Origin of the sequence: Xylanibacter caecicola, from assembly GCF_013166515.1 — a bacterium.
GTDB lineage: Bacteria > Bacteroidota > Bacteroidia > Bacteroidales > Bacteroidaceae > Prevotella > Prevotella caecicola.
Genome location: NZ_JABKKJ010000003.1, coordinates 36,445 through 53,429, shown reverse-complemented (window position 1 = coordinate 53,429; position 16,985 = coordinate 36,445). Strand labels below are relative to the sequence as shown.

Here is a 16,985-nt window from a genome sequence, read left to right as displayed (position 1 = left end):
AGTGCGTAACATCACACCGTAAACCTACGCACTTTACGACGTGAAGTGGCGCAGTTTACAGCCTTAAGTGGCGCAGTTTCACAAGTGTCAAAAGTGCACGGCAAGATGTTCATATATAGATCCGTTTCTTTATTAATTTCTGCCAAATAATGCCAAATCCTGACAATAGCTGCCAATTCCCGCCAACGGACATGCCGGAAGCATTATCTTTGCACTGAAACAGTAGCAGCCCGCTACTTTACGTGAAGTTCGATGTAATATCGAACTTCGTTTTTAAACGTTTATTTGAAGATGCTTGTTAAAGAATGCTTCCAATTTGTCGAACGGAATGACGGTAGAATTGTCATAAAGGTCCGTATGACTTGCACCCGGAATAATCATCAGTTACGCGAGTTCGGGATAAGTTTCTTCAAAAAAAGTGTTAGTTGTTTGGACGTTATCCCAGTACAACGTTCTCTACGTCTACCGACTCATGAAGGAACATCTGCGCCGATTCCTTGAAACGTTCGGTGTTCTCTGTCGTCAGATAACGGCAGGTGCCGCCTTTGGAACAGCGCCGCTCCATTTCCGGATGGCGTGTCAGATAGTCGGCAAGGCTATTCGCCACATATTCTCCCTGGGGCACAATGCGTACCCCCTCGGGCACGTACTTCTTTATCTTCGGCATAAGCAGCGGATAGTGGGTACAGCCCAATATTATGGCATCGATGTCAGGGTCGAGATTCATCAGTTGGTCTATACGTTTTTTTACGAAATAGTCGGCTCCCGGACTATCTGCCTCGTTGTATTCCACGAGCGGCACCCAAAAAGGGCAAGCGACGCCCGACACTTTTATATCGGGATAGAGTTTGGATATTTCAAGATTGTAGCTTTCGCTCTTTATGGTACCTTCGGTAGCAAGAATACCCACATGGCGCTTTCGTGTAAGCAGCCCTATGATTTCTGCTGTGGGGCGTATTATTCCGAGAACACGGCGGTTTGGGTCTATCCGGGGTAGATCGTTCTGCTGTATGGAGCGCAGTGCCTTTGCCGATGCGGTGTTGCATCCGAGGATTACCAATTGGCAACCCATGTCGAAAAGTTTCATCACCGCCTGGCGCGTAAACATATAGACGACGTCGAACGAGCGTGTGCCGTAAGGTGTACGGGCATTGTCGCCGAGATACATATAGTCGTATTGGGGCAGCAACTGCCTCATTCCGTGGAGTATGGTCAGACCGCCGTAACCGGAGTCGAACACCCCTATGGGACCGGGAGTACCGGACAATGCCATATACGCGAACCTTTCTTTTTTATTTCAGCAGTTCTTTCAGCTCTGCCGTGATGTCCGTTCCCTGCGCCGGATCTATGTAGGGGCAGGCATCATTGTCGGTGTTAAGGATAAAAGCATATCCTCTTTCCATGCCTATACGCTTGAGCACGGCGCTCAGTTTTGATTTCAGCGGCATATTCATGTCGGCTTCCGCCTGCTTGAGCAAACGGCGAGCCTCTTCCTTGAAGGTAATGTTCTTCTCCATTATCTCTTGCAGCTCTGCCTGACGTTTGTTGAGTATGGCAGGTGCAAAGTTGCGCTGACCTTCAAGAAACTCTTCATATTTAACATTAAACTCCTCTTCGGCACGCTTTGTCTCAGCCTCATACTGCGACGCCAGCTTCTTCATATTTTCCTGTACTATGGCATGTTCGGGCATGGAACCGAACACTTCGCCGTAACTGAAATATGCAAATCTGACCTGTGCTCCGGCAACCACCGGCAACACAAGAGCCATGATAAAGAGTATCGTTTTTTTCATATCGGTGTTAAATATAAATGATGACATGGTTCTAATACGGATAGGGCATGGCGTGCCGCGATGTACGACAAGAACATATATGCCGCCGCTTGTTCCCGACGGCACGCCATGCTCCGTACCGTTTTATTTCATCTTTGCAATCTCCGCCTTGACATCGGCAGTAACATCCTTGCTCAGTGTGTCGCTGATATAGGGTATGCCGCTGGCGTTGTCCATGATGTATACATAGCCACCGGCTTTGCCTACGTTCTTTATGGCAGTCATCACTTTCGTCATTATAGGCTGCATCTTCTCCTGTTGTGCCTTCTGGAAAGCCTGCTGGTTGTCTTGCTGTGCCTGCTGGAACTTCTGAAGCAAATCCTGTATAGTCTTCTCTTCTTCCTGCTGTTTTGTGGCGTTCATCGTGCTCTTTGACTTCTCGTAGTTGTCAACTTTCTTCTGGATTTCGTCCTGCATCAGCTTCAGGTCGTTGTCATACTGTTTTGCCTGAGCTTCAAGCTCGCCTCTTACCTTCATGAATTCAGGTAGGTTTTGCATTACCGACTGTGCGTCTACATGTCCGAACTTCTGTGCCGACATTGCCATAGGAACGCAAAGCATCAGCATTAAAATAAGTTTTTTCATTTCCTTTTTGTTTTTATTATTAATTATTCAAGTTCTATTTCAATACCGCCGTGACAACAGTTGTCGCCATTGCCGAGGTTGTGTCGTCAGTTGGAATATCCCAGTTTGCGCAGCACCTCGTTGCTTATGTCTATCTTGGGCGAGCCGAAGACAATGCCGGTATCCGACGCCCTGTCTATCACAAGAGAATATCCGCGCATGTCGGCGATGTCCTTTACGGCGTTGTAAATCTCCTTCTGTATCGGTGTCATAAGACTGGTGCGCTTCTTGAAAAGCTCGCCTTCCGGACCGAAATACTTCTTTTTCAGTTCACTGGCTTCCTTTTCTTTCTCCATTATAGCCTCCTGGCGCTGTTTCTTCTGCTCCTGCGAGAGAAACACCACCTCGTTCTGGTAGTTCTTGTAGAGTGTCTGTGCCACCGTATTGATAGCCTCCACCTCTGCCTGCCATTTCTTGGCTACCTGAGAAAGCTGTTCGTTGGCACGCTCATAGGCAGGAACGTTTTTCAGGATATACTCCATATCCACCAATGCGAACTTCTGTGCATTTGCCGTCACAGCCATGAGAGCCATGACAAACATTGTCATTATTTTCTTTTTCATGTTACCTCCTTTGTTTTTATTTTTCTCTTTTTAATTTTCTATAAGACATATAAGACCTATAAGTCCCATAAGATCTATATGGCATCAAAGCCCCCCAATAATTATTAATTATAAATTATCAATTATAAATTAACTAAAACTCTTGTCCCAGTATGAAGTGGAACTGGCTGCCGCTCTTCTGTCCAAACACCTTGTCAAAGCCGTAAGCCCAGTCTATACCCATAAGTCCAACCATGGGAAGGAATATGCGCACGCCTATTCCGGCAGAGCGCTTCATGTCGAACGGATTGAACTTCTTCGTCTCGTTCCATGCGTTTCCGGCTTCGGCGAATGTCAGTCCGTATATCGTGGTGTTACCAAGCAGGAACGGATAACGTAGCTCAAGCGTGAAGCGATCGTATGCATAGCCCTCATATCCGTAAGGAGTCAGCGAGCCGTTTTCATATCCACGCAGTCCTATAGTCTCCTCGGCATATCCCGACGAATATCCGCTCATGCCGTCGCCACCCATGTAGTATGTCTCGAAAGGCGACTTTTTGTGCTTGTTATACGACCCGAGCAGTCCCATTTCCACACGTGTCATCAGCACAAAGCATTTCTGTCCGCTTGTAAGAGCCGTATATGTCTTTGCCTTGAATTTCCATTTGTGATACTCAATCCAGCGATATTTCTCCTGTTGCTCGTCCGTATATGTCGGCGAGTTGCGGTCTACGGCAAGGTTGGCATAGTCTTTTTTCTGGAATTTAGACCATGGTGGAGTTACAGTGACGGAAGCTGAGAACTCCGAACCGCGTCGCGGGAACAGTTGGTTGTCCGTAGACACACGCGAGAGAGTTATGCCGAGATTAAGGTTGTTGCAGTTTCCGTTGGTCACGAGGAAGTACTGCCAGTTCTTCAACATGTATCGCTGATAAGCCAATTCCACCGAAAGCTGAAAGTAATCGTCGGGCCATCGCAGGCGTTTTCCCCATCCCACGGATACGCCGAGCAGCTGAACGTACTTGTCGGGGTCGTAATAATTCTCGTACCAGTTATTGCTATTGCCGTAACCATACAAGTAATTATAGTAGTTGTTCATGTATCCGCTGTTGTAATAGTTGCTCGATACGTCGGTCTGCTTTGAATAGTAGGCACCCACACTGAACTGTATCGGGCGCTTGCCGCCGAACCAACTGGTGGAATAAGAGGCGTTGTACGATTGATAGTAGGTACCGTTTGTCTGCGCACCCACCGACAGAACCTCGCCGTCGCCCACCGGAAGAATACCTCTGTGCTCCTTATTCTTGTTGAAAAGATTGCGCATGGAGAAATTGTTCAGCTTCAGACCGACACGCCCGATGACTCCAGTCTGTCCCCAACCGAGCGAGAATTCCACCTGGTCGTTAGACTTCTGTACAAGATCCCAGTTAATATCTACTGTACCGTCTTCGTAATTCGGCTTCACGTCCGGGTTTATCTGTTCCGCATCGAAGTGTCCCATCGATGCCATTTCACGTGCCGAACGCTGCAGTGCCTCTTTCGAGAAGAGATCGCCCGGTTTTGTTCTCAGCTCGCGGCGGATGACGTTTTCATACAGTCGGTCGTTGCCGTTGATGCGCACGCGACTGATATGCGCCTGCTGTCCCTCCATTATACGCATCTCCAAGTCGATAGAGTCGCCAACGATATTCACCTCCGTCGGCTGCAGGTTATAGAACAGATAACCGTTGTTCCAGTAGTTGTTTCCCACGGCATCGTCGTCTTCCGAGAGGCGCTTGTTCATGAGTTTCTGATTGTAGACATCGCCTTTCTTCATGCCGAGCACGCTGTTCAGATAGTCTGTGGAGTAGATGGTATTACCAACCCAGTTGATGTTTCGGATGTAATATTTCTTTCCCTCGTCCACTTTTACGTACACGTTCACATGCTTATCGTCCACGTTCCACACGCTGTCCTCAATGATTGTAGCGTCGCGGTAGCCAAGCTCGTTATACTTGTCGATAAGGTTCTGTTTGTCCGTCTTGTATCTTTCGGGGGTGAACTTCTTTGCTTTCAGGAACGAAGACAACTTTCCCGCCTCGTGTATTTTTGCGAAAGCGCCTTTTCGGAACAGCCCTCCTTTAATTTTGTTGTCAGCCAATTGTTCGTTGCCTTCGATAATGATGCTGCGCACTTTCATCTTTTCCTTCTTGTCGATGATAACGTCGAGTATTACATGATCTTTGTTTGCAACGTCGTCACGCTGTATTATGGAGATATCAGCGTTCTTGAAGCCCTTGTCGTCAAAATAGTTCTTTGCAAGAATTTTAGCACGGTCGATCATGTTCGGTGTAATCTGACTGCCCTTGAGCAATCCCAGTTTAGCCTCCATATCTTCCTTTTCCGTTTTCTTCAAACCGATATAGTTAATCGTAGAAACACGCGGACGAACAGCCAGATAGAAATGAAGATAGACCTTGTCTCCCACTATCGAGTCGGCAGCAATCTGCACTTTCGAGAACAAACCGTGCCTCCAATAACGCTTCACGGCATCGGTGATCTCCTGTCCCGGCACCGACACTTCCTGTCCTATGACAAGTCCGGATATACCGGTGAGCATATAGTCCTCGTATCCGCTGACACCCGAAACGGCGATGCCGCCGATTTTGCATGTTCTCGGTATTCCGGCATACGATATGTCAGGGTTTACTATCTTCTCCTGCGCCACTGCGCCAATGCTTGTCGATAATGCCGCAAACAGCAGTATTCGTCCTAATATCTTGTTCATCTTCTTTGTTTGTTGTCTTGTTCTATTCGTTGTTTTCCACCTGCGCCTCCGTTTTGCCGAAGCGTCTCTGCCGTTTCTGATAGCACGCTATGGCTTCGCGCAGCGCCTTTTCATCGAAGTCGGGCCAGAAAGTGTCGCAGAAATACAGTTCGGAGTAGGCTATCTGCCACAAAAGATAGTTGCTTATGCGCACTTCCCCGCCTGTACGTATCAGCAGATCAGGGTCGGGCATGAACGATGTCTGCATGTGTGCGGATATCATCTCGTCGTCTATGTCGTTGCGGTCGATAGTACCTTCCGCCACGCCGGCGGCTATTTCGCGCACGGCATGCGTTATTTCCCATTTCGAAGAATAACTCAGAGCCACCACCATTGTCATGGCGGTGTTGCCGCTTGTGTGCTCCATCGTCTCATTGAGCTTGTCCTGCACTGCCTGCGGCAGGCGTGCGATGTCGCCTATTACGCGAAAGCGCACGTTGTTCTTCATGAATATCTCGTCTTCGAGCGACGACAGAACCAGTCCCATAAGTGCAGCCACCTCGTCGGCAGGGCGTTTCCAGTTTTCCGTCGAGAAGGTGTACAGTGTGAGATATTCCACGCCGAGGCGCGTACACTCTGATGTGATGCGGCGCACAGACTCCACACCTGCCTGATGTCCGTAGCTGCGCTCCTTGCCGCGTTCCGCCGCCCAACGACCGTTGCCGTCCATTATTATGGCGATGTGGCGCGGCACCCGCTTCATGTCTATACTTATGTCTTGTCCTGTCATTTTCAGTCTTTATTACATGTCCTGCACTTTGGCATCAGGCTGTACGTGATAGTAAGCTGAAGAGCCGAATAGCAGTCGGTGTTCTTAAACAGTCCGGCACTCTTTATCATATATGGGTCTTCCACGCCGTCGAGCTTGTCGCTCAGCGAGAAGTGCATAGCCCATTCCAGTCCCAGATTAACCCTCGGTCCTATCTTGTATTTAACGCCTGCGCCTATAGGAAAGTTTGCTGTAAAAACGCTTTCGTCACCGCTCTTCACATACGTTCCGCCTATGCCGAGAAAAACGAAAGGCGTGAGTCTCTTTGCTCCGCGATAGTCACGACCGGTGCCATAGGGCCAGAAGTTGTATTCGTATGCCACGCTAAAGTCAGTCAGCGAGTTGCTGAACTCTACCGGATTGTCATTGAACTCGGGATAAAATGTCTCTACATCTCCCGACGAGCCTTTAAGTTTTCCAAACGACAGACTTGCCCTCAGCCCCATATATGGGTTGAAGACACGTCTGACGAGCAGTGTCGTCATCGGCTGCATGTTCTTTGCTATACTGCCGTTGAAGTCGCCCTGGTATGACACCATGCCCACACCGGCGCCCAGCTCCAGCCTGTACTCCTCGTCATCCTGCGCACGCGCCGTGACAGCAAGACATATGACAGTAATTATAAGCAGGAGTTTCTTCATATACACCTTATTATATTATATAGCCCTACAGACGCGGACTTTTTGTGAACGATGTCCGGTCGTTAGCCCAGCCGAGCTGGCTCAGTCTTCCGCGCCATACCTGTCCCGTTTCTCCGCATATAATCCAGAGGAAGTTGTCGGAACCTGCGACAAAGGCGAAAGACGACTTACTGCCGGCAAAGTCTTTTGGAAAGCTGAAGCGGCTGTCGTTGTGCCATGACAGACCGTTGTCCGGACTGAAGTACATCTGTGCAAAAGCCTTGACCTTTCCGCCGTCCATTTCATCGCCGCCGAACGCCGCCAAACGACCGTCATAGCATGTCATGACAAGATTTTCGAGGCGCGGCAGAACTTTCTTAACCACGTTGTCATAGTATGTCCACGAATGATTTTCAGAGTTCGGAGCATATTCCTCCACCTTGCTCCATACCACAGCAGTGGTGTCTGTGGCATCGAGCATATCTGCATGATTGCCGGTCATTATCACGCGTTCGGTCTGTGCGTTTGTCCTTAGTGGCAGCACGGCAAAGTTGATATCCCTGTCGGGCAGCATGCGCGCATCGCCGTCGAGCGTCTCTGCCGTCCACGCCACTCCGTCATCCGACGAAACGATGCCACCGTTGCCGTCGAGCGCATAAAGCCTGCGGCTGCCTGCGCCTACAAGGCGTGCCACACCAGCCACATCGGAAACCTTTTCCCAGTTGTCGGCGTCGGCAGATTTCAACAACTGACTGCCGCAGAGCATGTATATCATACCGCCTTTAACAGCCACGTTACTGTAGTCAGCTGCTGCTATAACCATATTGAAGTTGGGCGTAGCCTGGCGCCATGAGTGCCCGTCTGCAGCGTCGGTGTGATAAATATGTGTGGCTGTGCCGTCTGTTCCGAATACGAATATCCTGCCGTTGTTCTCCACCGCCTTCATCGCCGTAAGCCGTGCAAGGCTTGGCTCCGTGCACATAAGATTCCAATATACGGTATCCGCATATTCTTTATGCACGTTCACGCTCACCTTGTACGTGCGCTTGCCCGTGCCCGCCATGTCGAATACCGAAATCTCGCGCGGTTCCGAAAAGTCTATCGAGTCGCTGCTGTTATAGTATCTCAGCGTGTCGCTGTCGATGTCCTTTATCACTATCACCCCCGAGTTCTTGCTCGTAATCTCGCAAATCACATGTTTGTTGTCCGTGCCTACGGGCAATGAGTCGGCATTATATATCTCGCGCTTTACCTGATCTATGTAGAATTTATATTTGCTGCCTGTCACCGTCACCACCACGGCACTGTCTTCGCCCGTAGACGACTTGACTGTGGTGTGTCTGTTAAGCGTTCCGAGAGAGAATGCCGAGATTGCCGTATCATCGGCAAAGATAAACTCGGTCTCGTTTCCATCGTCCAAACAGGAAGCACAAAGAAATATTACCGAAAACAATATTACGAAAGGTAAGAGTATCCTTTTCATTATGTGATAATTTTATTTTTAGCTGCAAATTTAAACAGAATTCTGCAAAAAGAACGTCTTTTCAGTACTTTATTGCACAAAACATGAGTTAATTACGCTTTTTTAATTAAACGTAAAGCCGCAGAGATACAAAGTCCGTGCCACCGTGTGGTGTCGGTGCGCAATGCGTACACAGGACTGCCGTGCAAGCGTGGGCGTGCCGACAAAACACGCAAGAGATGCAACGAAAGAGAACATGAAACCTTTGGAACAAAAAAAGAGGACGACATGAATCACTCATACCGGCCTCCTGAATACTTTAACGGATATTTGTGTTTACCAATGCTATTATATTGACAACCGTCATTATGATAACCGAAACAATCAAAATCTCCGTTTCTAAATCTAATAACATAATCTTTACCTTAAATCTATCAAACTACTAACCTATGAAAAACAAGTATTCTCACGAACACGATGCAAAGATAACGCTTTCCGTGTGCGCACACAATATTGTTTTCTCACTTTTTTCATATCATCACCGTTTATTTGACATACATCAAAGAAAATGTTTTTCCGGAGCAACTTATCGTCATAAAGCCATGCACGCGGCACAGGTCACAACGCCGAAAAAGCACTATTTTCGAGACGCTTGTAACGTGTTGATAATCAAGATGATACCTCCGAGGTTCTAAAAGGTGGCTTTTTGTCTCCTAAAAGGTGCCCTTTTAGAGTGCAAAAGGACACCTTTCAGGAGACGAAAGGAGATAAAAGGAGATGCGGGAAGATATGCGGCCGGCGCCACAGAAGATAAAAGACGATACTCTTGGAGCAAGCAACAAGACACACGTCTTTTATCTCCTTTTATCTTCCTCTATCTCCTTTTATCTTCTTACAAAAATAAAATCCCAGCCAATTCTATGCTTTCTGAAAACTTAAATTCATTGAACTGATGTTATTAATAATAAAATATGTACCTTTGTATTCTCATATCAGTCAAGTTGACTTGTAACAGTGTGTCCGGCGGCAGAGGTGCCGGAAAAGGATATAATCTGCATACGGAAATGGCATTCAATATAGAAGAGGAATACAGAAACGGACATCTCGTCACGGCAGAAATGAAGAAAGTGTGGGCTGTGGAGCTGGATCTGCTGAGAGAATTTCTCGGCTTTTGCCGGCGCAACGGGCTGCGCTGCTGGGCAGAGGGAGGAACGCTTTTGGGTGCGGTGCGCCACAAGGGCTTCATCCCATGGGATGATGATGTGGACCTGATGATGCCGCGCGAGGACTACGACCACATGAACATGATAGGCAACAGTCAGTTCCGCCCCCCCTATTTCTTACAGACGGCATATACGGACACCGGCTATTATCGCAGCCACGCACAGTTCCGCAACAGCGGCACGGCGGCGATACGCCCTTCCGACTCGTTCCAACCGTTCAACCAAGGGATATTCATCGACATATTCGTTGTGGACGCCGTACCGCCCGAGGGCAGGGGTGCACGACTCGACGACATTCTGAAAAGAAGCGCATATCCTCGCAAACTGCTTAAGGCGGTGAACATGAACGTAGTATATTCAGGCAGGTTCGGACAGATATTCCGCAAACTCAAAGCGCGCCGTATGCTGAAAAGAAGCAGTTGGAAGGACATCTACAGGCAGTCGGAAGAAGTGCTGCGCGAGACGTGTTGGAACGACACCGACAAGGCGGCGGAACTTACAATGAGCGGTGACAGACACATCTTTGACAAGAGCATACTCGACGAAACGGTGTGGCTCGACTTCGAAGACATACAGATACCGGCGCCCAAGCGTTACGAAGAGTTTCTGCGGGGCGAGTTCGGCGATGACTACATGACGCCCATAATGGCACCGAACATGCACGGCGGACTGGTCCTTGACACGGAGAGGAGTTACCACGAGGTGCTGCCGGAGGTGAGAGACGAATACAGGCGCGGCGCATGGCGACGACTTAGGAAGAAGCTGTTTTAAGAGGGTTCCTCGGAGAGAAACTGAGAACTCGGAGTTCTCCGAGAGCTCTGAGCACTCCGAGCTCTCAAAAATCTCGGAGCTCTCAAAGAGCTCCGAGCCCCTTAATAACAATAAAAAAACAACATAATGAGCAAAATCGTATACTTAGGCATGATAGGAGACATCATGCACCCTGGACTTATAAACATCATAAGCGAAGGCGCCAAATACGGCGACATAACAATAGGTCTTTTCACGGACAAGGCAATAGCGACACACCGCCGCCTGCCATACATGACGTATGAACAGCGCAAACAGGTAGTGGAGAACATTAAAGGCGTGGCAGACATTGTGCCGCAAGATGAATGGAGCTACGTTCCTAACCTAAGGAAGTACAAGCCTGATTTCATAATACACGGTGACGACTGGAAATGCGGACCGGAACAGGAACTACGTTCCGAAGTGTTCGAGACCATGAAAGAATGGGGCGGACAGGTAATAGAGATACCATACACGCACGGTATCAACTCTTCGTCGCTCGCCAAGGAACTGCAGGCAATAGGCACCACACCGGACGTCCGTCTTAAATCACTGCGACGACTCATAGCCGCCAAACCCATAGTAAGAATTATGGAGGCACACGACGGACTGAGCGGACTGATAATCGAGAACACGGAAATAGAGAACGGACTGAAGAAATCATCATTCGACGGAATGTGGTCGAGCAGTCTCACAGACTCCACATCGAAAGGCAAACCGGACATCGAAGCCGTGGACCTGACAACGCGCATGCAAGACCTTACCAACATTCTCGAGTGTACCACCAAGCCTATAATCTACGACGGCGACACGGGCGGCAAGCCCGAACACTTCGTCTTCACCGTGCGCACGCTTGAACGCAACGGCATATCGGCAATCATAATAGAAGACAAGGTGGGACTGAAGAAGAACTCGCTATTCGGTACCGAGGCAATACAGACACAGGATTCGATAGAGGGTTTCTGCCATAAGATACGCATGGGCAAGGAGGCGCAGGTGACAAAAGACTTCATGATAATAGCCCGCATAGAGAGTCTCATTGCAGGACACACGGTGGAAGACGCGCTCGAAAGGGCATACGCATACGTGGATGCCGGCGCCGACGGCGTGATGATACACAGCAAGGAAAAGACGGGAGATGACATCAAGGCATTCTGCACGGAGTTCCGCAAGGTGCATCCGGCTGTGCCCATCGTCGTAGTACCTACCACATATAATCACATAAAGGAAGACGAACTGGCGCAATGGGGCGTGAACGTGGTGATATATGCCAACCACATGCTGCGTGCCGCATATCCGGCAATGGTGCAGTGTGCGGAGACAATACTGCGCAACGAGCGCTCGCTCGAGGCGAACCCTATATGTATGCCGATAAAACAGATACTTGAACTAATACCGGGAACAAAATAATGATACGTCCTGAATTTTTCTACGATACGCTTAAAGGCATGGGCATAGACTTCTATACGGGTGTGCCCGACTCGCTGCTGAAAGACATCTGCGCATATATAACAGACCATGCGGAGGGAAAGAACAACATAATAGCGGCAAACGAGGGAGGTGCCATGGGACTGGCTGCGGGATATCACCTCGCCACCGGCAGGACACCGGTGGTGTATATGCAGAACTCGGGATTAGGAAACACGGTCAACCCGCTGCTCTCGCTCACCGACAAGGAGGTGTACAACATCCCCGTGCTGCTCGTGATAGGGTGGCGAGGAGAGCCGGGCGTGCACGACGAGCCGCAGCACGTAAAGCAGGGCAAGGTGACACTAACGTTGCTCGAGGCTATGGGCATAAGGTATGAGGTGATGAGCGACGACGAGAAAGAAGTAGAGAAACAACTCGCCAAGGCAACGGAATATATGACCGGTACGAAAGAAGCGTTCGCTTTAGTGGTACGCAAGGGCGCTTTCGGCAAATACAAACTGCAGTCTTCGCCGTCAAATCCTTACACCATGGAGCGCGAGGAGGCGATAAAAGCCGTGGCACAAGCTGCGGGCGACAACAGCGTGATAGTATCCACGACGGGCAAGATATCGCGTGAGCTGTTCGAGCACCGTACTGCCACAGGTGAGGGACACAGTCGCGACTTCCTTACGGTAGGCTCTATGGGGCATGCTTCGCAGATAGCATTGGGCATCGCCTTGAACCGTCCGGAACGCAACGTCTACTGTTTCGACGGCGACGGTGCCGTCATAATGCACATGGGAAGCATGGGCATAGTGGCAAGTATGGCGCCCGAAAACTTCTATCACATCGTCTTCAACAACGGTGCACACGACTCCGTGGGCGGACAACCGACAATAGGCTTCGGCGTAAACCTGACAAAGATAGCGGAAGGATGTGGTTACAAGACAATAATAAGCGTCGGCACACGCAGTGAGCTTGACAACATTCTGCCCACGCTGACAACCCTCCCCGCACCCGTGCTGCTCGAGATAAAGGTGAAGAAAGGTTCTCGCGAAGACCTCGGGCGACCAACCACAACACCCGTGGAGAACAAAGAGGCGCTGATGAGCTTTTTAGAAAAGAATGATTTATATCTTCTATAGGAACTATAGTATCTATAAAAGATATAGTCCCTATAGCCCAAATAACAACAACAATGAACATCAAAAGAAACATATTGCTCAATCCCGGACCAGCCACGACCACGGATACGGTGAAGATGGCACAGGTCGTACCGGACATCTGTCCGCGCGAAAAAGAGTTTGCAGACATGATGAAGGGTCTGCGCGAGGATCTTGTAAAGGTGGCACACGGCGACCCGCAGCGACACACGGCAGTGCTGTTCACCGGCTCGGGAACAATAAACATTGACGTTTGTCTTAATTCTCTGCTGCCCGAAGGCAAGAAGATACTTGTGGTAAACAACGGGGCATACAGCTCGAGAGCCGCAGAAGTGTGCCGGTATTACGGCATGCCGCACATAGACCAGAAGTCATCGGTGTTCGACGTTCCCGACCTTACAGCCGTGGAAAAGACGCTGGACGAGAACCCGGACATAGCATTGGTATACACCACACACCACGAGACGGGTACGGGAGTGCTGAACCCTATACGCGAAATCGGCGCCATGGCACATGCCCACAATGCGATATTCGTTGTGGACACGACGTCGTCGCTCGGCATGATACCGTTCGACATGGTTAAAGACAACGTGGACTTCTGCATGGCTTCGGCACAGAAAGGGCTTATGGCAATGACCGGACTGTCGTTCGTCATCGGCGACAGGAAAATCATAGAACAATCGGCTGAATACCCCAAACGCTCTTACTACTGCAACCTTTTCCTGCAATATGACTATTTCGAGAAGACGGGACAGATGCACTTCACACCGCCCGTACAGACCATATACTCCACCATACAGGCACTGAAAGAATACCGGGAGGAAGGCGAGGAAGCCAAGTTCCGCCGTCACCGCGAGGTATTCGAGGCGATACACGAGGGATTGGACGAGCTTGGTTTCAAGGATGTGATAAGGCGCGAGATACAGTCGGGGCTGGTGGTATCTGTGAAATATCCGGACGACAAGAATTGGGACTTCGACCGCATTCACGACTACTGCTATGACAACGGCTTCACCATATATCCCGGAAAGATAAGTACCACGGACACATTCCGCCTCTGCTCGTTGGGAGCAATCGTACCGGAAGACATCAAGGCATTCTTCCGTACACTGCGCAAGGCTCTCGAGGAAAACGGAATAAGCATACCGGTAACATACAACAGATAATGGTAAAGACAGCAGTTATCATGGCGGCGGGATTAGGCAGCCGCTTCGGAAAGATGACGGAGAGCATGCCCAAGGGTTTCATCGAGGTGGGAGGCACCGCAATGGTGGTGCGTTCTGTCGAGACACTCATTGCATGTGGCATTACACGTATTATCATCGGGACAGGATATAAGAAAGAGGCTTACGAGCAACTGGCGGACATATATCCCCAGATAGAATGCGTATACAGCGAGAAGTATGCCTCTACAAACAGCATGTATACGCTCTACAACTGTCGCGAAGCAATAGGAAACGAAGACTTCCTGCTGCTCGAATCGGACATAGTGTACAGCCGCAACGCCATAACGGAGCTTATGGAATGTCCTCATCCGGATGTGATGCTAATCACACCCGTAACGAAATTCCAGGATCAGTACTACGTGGAGCACGACAGCACGGGGCGTTTGACAAACTGTTCGACAGACAAGACAGAGGTGAACGCTGCCGGCGAGCTTGTCGGAATACACAAGCTATCGGCAGAATTCTTCTCCCGCATGTGCCGCGACTATGCCGCCGTTGTCGCTGAAAAGCCGAAGATGGGGTATGAATATGAGTTGCTTTCGATGTCGCAGAACGTCATGCCGGTGTATGTCTTGAACGCCAAAGACGTGAAATGGTACGAGATAGACGATGAAAGCGATCTGGAATATGCCGAGCAAAACATCATAAGATCATTGTAAGGAAACATGGCAAACTATGACATTGAACGTCTGCACGGCAAGATGCTCGACATACTCACGGCAATAGACAAGGTGTGCCGTGAGCACAACCTGCGCTATTACATCATTGCCGGGACAATGTTGGGAGCGGTGCGGCACAAGGGGTTCATACCGTGGGACGACGATGCGGACATCTGCATGCCGCACAAGGACTACGACATACTTATAAAGCACTGCCGCGAGTGGCTGCCCGAAAGATACGAGATGATATGCGCCGAGAACGACAGTCATTATCCCCAACCGTTTGCCAAGATACAGGACGCGGAGACAACAATGATAGAACATGCCCACCTGCGCTACGTCGGAGGTGTATACGTTGACGTGTTTCCCGTCGACGGCATGCCCGACAACCGCCTGCGGCAGCGTCTGCGCGTGAACAAATACAAGTGGTTGTGCAAGTTGTTGTACTTCACATATCGCGACCCCTACCGCCACGGGCACGGTCCGAGCAGCTGGCTGCCGTTGCTATGCCGCCGCTTGTTCACCGTCAATGGGCTGCAGCGCAGCATCAGACGTCATCTGATGAAATACGATTTCGATACCAGCCGCCACGTACTTTGCTTCGACGACGGCTTCCGCAGCATCGTGACAAAAGACGTTTACGGCTCTCCGACACCCTATACATTTGAGGGGCGCACCCTAATGGGCGTGGAGAAAAGCGATGAACTGCTTACAAAGATGTACGGGGATTATATGACTCCGCCGCCCGAAGGCACCGAGTTCCAACATAACTTCTATTATCTTGACCTTGATAAACCGTACAGAGAAATTAAGAGTTAAGAGTTAAGAATGAAGAGTTAGCTGCCGCTTGGCTTATATAGGTCCAATTAGTCTTATTAGTCCAATTAGCCTAATAGCCAAGCGGCAGCTAACTCTTCATTCTTAACTCTTAACTCTTAATTCACCTATCGATACCATATTCCGTCCTCTTCAGCCTTTTCTTCCTCGTCTCCTTACGTATGGCATTGTTCAGTTGCCACGCTTCATTATTCACATACGGTCGGCTGTGGTCAAGGTGTATCACTATTGCACTGTAACGAATCTGCCTTGAACGTATGCCGGTATTGAAGAGACGCTCGCCCAGTTCGCGATCTTCACCGCCGTATCTCATGCGCTCGTCGAAGCCGTTGGCAGCCATCAGATCATGGCGCCAGCCCGAAGAGTTCATGCCGTTCCATGTTGCCTTGGTGGGCGTAACGGCATTCATGAAAGAAGAAAAGAAGCCGCAGCGCACAAGTTTGGTACACTTAAAAGACAGTTTCAGCCCGCGCGACCGTAGCCATGCAATGCTGAAAGGACGCCCTTGGCAGATATCCTCGTGCGTCATCTCACGACTTATAGACATGGGAAGGGAAAAGTATCCTCCCGAAAGGAAGCAGCCCTTACGCGCATAACGCAGATGAGTGGCAATGAAATCGCGCCGCGGCACGCAGTCCTGATCGGTAAAGATAATATAGTCTGCCGTGGCAACTTTCAGCGCCTCATTGAGTATCTTCGTCTTCCTGAACCCGTCATCCTCATGCCATACGTGCTTTATCGGCAGAGTTTCCGCATATCGCTCTATCAACATGCGCGTATCATCGCGCGACCCGTCGTCGGCAATAATAATCTCGTCCGCCTTGCGTTCCTGCGCCATATAGCCCCATAACGTCTTCTCCAACCACTCCGGATTGTTGTACGTCGATATGATAATGCCTACTTTTATATTATTCATTACGCAAATATATGAAGAATATTCGACAAAACAAAATAGCGCATCCATAAACAAATGTTACAGATTTCTATCTCATATGCGATACATTTACATCTCATATGCGATAC

Annotated in this window: 15 protein-coding genes and 1 pseudogene; 6 read left to right on the top strand and 10 right to left on the bottom strand. The window is 49.5% G+C overall.

Features of this window, described 5'->3' with window-relative positions:
* Window positions 1-273: 273 nt before the first annotated feature.
* From HPS54_RS12875 to HPS54_RS02960, 9 genes and pseudogenes are all read right to left on the bottom strand, one after another.
* Window positions 274-384, bottom strand: a pseudogene (locus HPS54_RS12875) (alpha/beta hydrolase); the annotation flags it as partial.
* A 52-nt stretch (window positions 385-436) separates the two neighbouring features.
* The gene (murI, locus tag HPS54_RS02995) at window positions 437-1,273 is read right to left on the bottom strand and encodes a glutamate racemase (protein WP_172343995.1); all 837 of its coding nucleotides are present in this window, start codon (window positions 1,271-1,273) and stop codon (window positions 437-439) included.
* A 19-nt stretch (window positions 1,274-1,292) separates the two neighbouring features.
* Entirely contained in the window at window positions 1,293-1,793 is a 501-nt protein-coding gene (locus HPS54_RS02990; protein ID WP_172343994.1) for an OmpH/Skp family outer membrane protein, read from the bottom strand.
* A gap of 123 nt (window positions 1,794-1,916) precedes the next feature.
* Window positions 1,917-2,417, bottom strand: a complete 501-nt coding sequence (locus tag HPS54_RS02985; protein ID WP_172343993.1) for an OmpH/Skp family outer membrane protein — start codon at window positions 2,415-2,417, stop codon at window positions 1,917-1,919.
* An 86-nt stretch (window positions 2,418-2,503) separates the two neighbouring features.
* The gene (locus tag HPS54_RS02980) at window positions 2,504-3,019 is read right to left on the bottom strand and encodes an OmpH/Skp family outer membrane protein (protein WP_172343992.1); all 516 of its coding nucleotides are present in this window, start codon (window positions 3,017-3,019) and stop codon (window positions 2,504-2,506) included.
* 133 nt (window positions 3,020-3,152) lie between these two features.
* A complete protein-coding gene (locus HPS54_RS02975; RefSeq protein WP_172343991.1) occupies window positions 3,153-5,765 on the bottom strand; it encodes a BamA/OMP85 family outer membrane protein in 2,613 nt (870 codons plus the stop codon).
* Window positions 5,766-5,787: 22 nt separating this feature from the next.
* Window positions 5,788-6,534 carry an isoprenyl transferase gene (locus tag HPS54_RS02970; RefSeq protein ID WP_253951919.1) on the bottom strand — a complete coding sequence of 249 codons (747 nt, stop codon included), beginning with the start codon at window positions 6,532-6,534 and terminating at the stop codon, window positions 5,788-5,790.
* Window positions 6,535-6,536: 2 nt separating this feature from the next.
* Complete coding sequence (porG, locus tag HPS54_RS02965) at window positions 6,537-7,214, bottom strand: type IX secretion system protein PorG (protein WP_172343990.1); 678 nt, start codon at window positions 7,212-7,214, stop codon at window positions 6,537-6,539.
* Between the two features lie 25 nt (window positions 7,215-7,239).
* Window positions 7,240-8,676: a BamI family beta-barrel-assembly machinery protein gene (locus tag HPS54_RS02960; RefSeq protein ID WP_172343989.1), complete on the bottom strand. Its 1,437-nt coding sequence runs from the start codon at window positions 8,674-8,676 to the stop codon at window positions 7,240-7,242.
* Window positions 8,677-9,671: 995 nt separating this feature from the next.
* Here HPS54_RS02960 and HPS54_RS02955 point away from each other — a divergent pair.
* The 6 genes from HPS54_RS02955 to HPS54_RS02930 all read left to right on the top strand — a co-directional run bounded on the left by HPS54_RS02955 (window position 9,672) and on the right by HPS54_RS02930 (window position 15,944).
* Window positions 9,672-10,649, top strand: coding sequence for a LicD family protein (locus tag HPS54_RS02955; protein WP_172343988.1), 978 nt, complete (start codon window positions 9,672-9,674; stop codon window positions 10,647-10,649).
* A gap of 126 nt (window positions 10,650-10,775) precedes the next feature.
* Entirely contained in the window at window positions 10,776-12,077 is a 1,302-nt protein-coding gene (aepX, locus tag HPS54_RS02950; protein ID WP_172343987.1) for a phosphoenolpyruvate mutase, read from the top strand.
* On the top strand, window positions 12,077-13,222 hold the full coding sequence (gene aepY, locus HPS54_RS02945; RefSeq protein ID WP_172343986.1) for a phosphonopyruvate decarboxylase: 1,146 nt from the start codon (window positions 12,077-12,079) through the stop codon (window positions 13,220-13,222). Before aepX ends, aepY begins: the two co-directional genes overlap by 1 nt.
* A gap of 53 nt (window positions 13,223-13,275) precedes the next feature.
* Complete coding sequence (locus tag HPS54_RS02940) at window positions 13,276-14,406, top strand: 2-aminoethylphosphonate aminotransferase (protein WP_172343985.1); 1,131 nt, start codon at window positions 13,276-13,278, stop codon at window positions 14,404-14,406.
* Window positions 14,406-15,125 carry a phosphocholine cytidylyltransferase family protein gene (locus HPS54_RS02935; protein ID WP_172343984.1) on the top strand — a complete coding sequence of 240 codons (720 nt, stop codon included), beginning with the start codon at window positions 14,406-14,408 and terminating at the stop codon, window positions 15,123-15,125. The genes HPS54_RS02940 and HPS54_RS02935 overlap by 1 nt, the downstream gene beginning before the upstream one ends.
* Window positions 15,126-15,131: 6 nt before the next feature.
* Window positions 15,132-15,944: a LicD family protein gene (locus HPS54_RS02930; protein WP_172343983.1), complete on the top strand. Its 813-nt coding sequence runs from the start codon at window positions 15,132-15,134 to the stop codon at window positions 15,942-15,944.
* A 121-nt stretch (window positions 15,945-16,065) separates the two neighbouring features.
* On the opposite strand, the gene HPS54_RS02925 is transcribed toward HPS54_RS02930, so the two are convergent.
* Complete coding sequence (locus HPS54_RS02925; RefSeq protein WP_172343982.1) at window positions 16,066-16,878, bottom strand: glycosyltransferase family 2 protein; 813 nt, start codon at window positions 16,876-16,878, stop codon at window positions 16,066-16,068.
* Between the last annotated feature and the right edge of the window lie 107 nt (window positions 16,879-16,985).

Excerpts from the sequence above, each read along its gene's own strand:
- murI (WP_172343995.1), bottom strand. The coding sequence starts at position 1,273 with ATGGCATTGTCCGGTACTCCCGGTCCCATAGGGGTGTTCGACTCCGGT.
- aepX (WP_172343987.1), top strand. The coding sequence starts at position 10,776 with ATGAGCAAAATCGTATACTTAGGCATGATAGGAGACATCATGCACCCT.
- HPS54_RS02925 (WP_172343982.1), bottom strand. The coding sequence starts at position 16,878 with ATGAATAATATAAAAGTAGGCATTATCATATCGACGTACAACAATCCG.
- HPS54_RS02975 (WP_172343991.1), bottom strand. The coding sequence starts at position 5,765 with ATGAACAAGATATTAGGACGAATACTGCTGTTTGCGGCATTATCGACA.
- HPS54_RS02960 (WP_172343989.1), bottom strand. The coding sequence starts at position 8,676 with ATGAAAAGGATACTCTTACCTTTCGTAATATTGTTTTCGGTAATATTT.
- porG (WP_172343990.1), bottom strand. The coding sequence starts at position 7,214 with ATGAAGAAACTCCTGCTTATAATTACTGTCATATGTCTTGCTGTCACG.
- HPS54_RS02985 (WP_172343993.1), bottom strand. The coding sequence starts at position 2,417 with ATGAAAAAACTTATTTTAATGCTGATGCTTTGCGTTCCTATGGCAATG.
- HPS54_RS02980 (WP_172343992.1), bottom strand. The coding sequence starts at position 3,019 with ATGAAAAAGAAAATAATGACAATGTTTGTCATGGCTCTCATGGCTGTG.
- HPS54_RS02990 (WP_172343994.1), bottom strand. The coding sequence starts at position 1,793 with ATGAAAAAAACGATACTCTTTATCATGGCTCTTGTGTTGCCGGTGGTT.
- HPS54_RS02940 (WP_172343985.1), top strand. The coding sequence starts at position 13,276 with ATGAACATCAAAAGAAACATATTGCTCAATCCCGGACCAGCCACGACC.
- HPS54_RS02970 (WP_253951919.1), bottom strand. The coding sequence starts at position 6,534 with ATGACAGGACAAGACATAAGTATAGACATGAAGCGGGTGCCGCGCCAC.
- HPS54_RS02930 (WP_172343983.1), top strand. The coding sequence starts at position 15,132 with ATGGCAAACTATGACATTGAACGTCTGCACGGCAAGATGCTCGACATA.
- HPS54_RS02935 (WP_172343984.1), top strand. The coding sequence starts at position 14,406 with ATGGTAAAGACAGCAGTTATCATGGCGGCGGGATTAGGCAGCCGCTTC.
- aepY (WP_172343986.1), top strand. The coding sequence starts at position 12,077 with ATGATACGTCCTGAATTTTTCTACGATACGCTTAAAGGCATGGGCATA.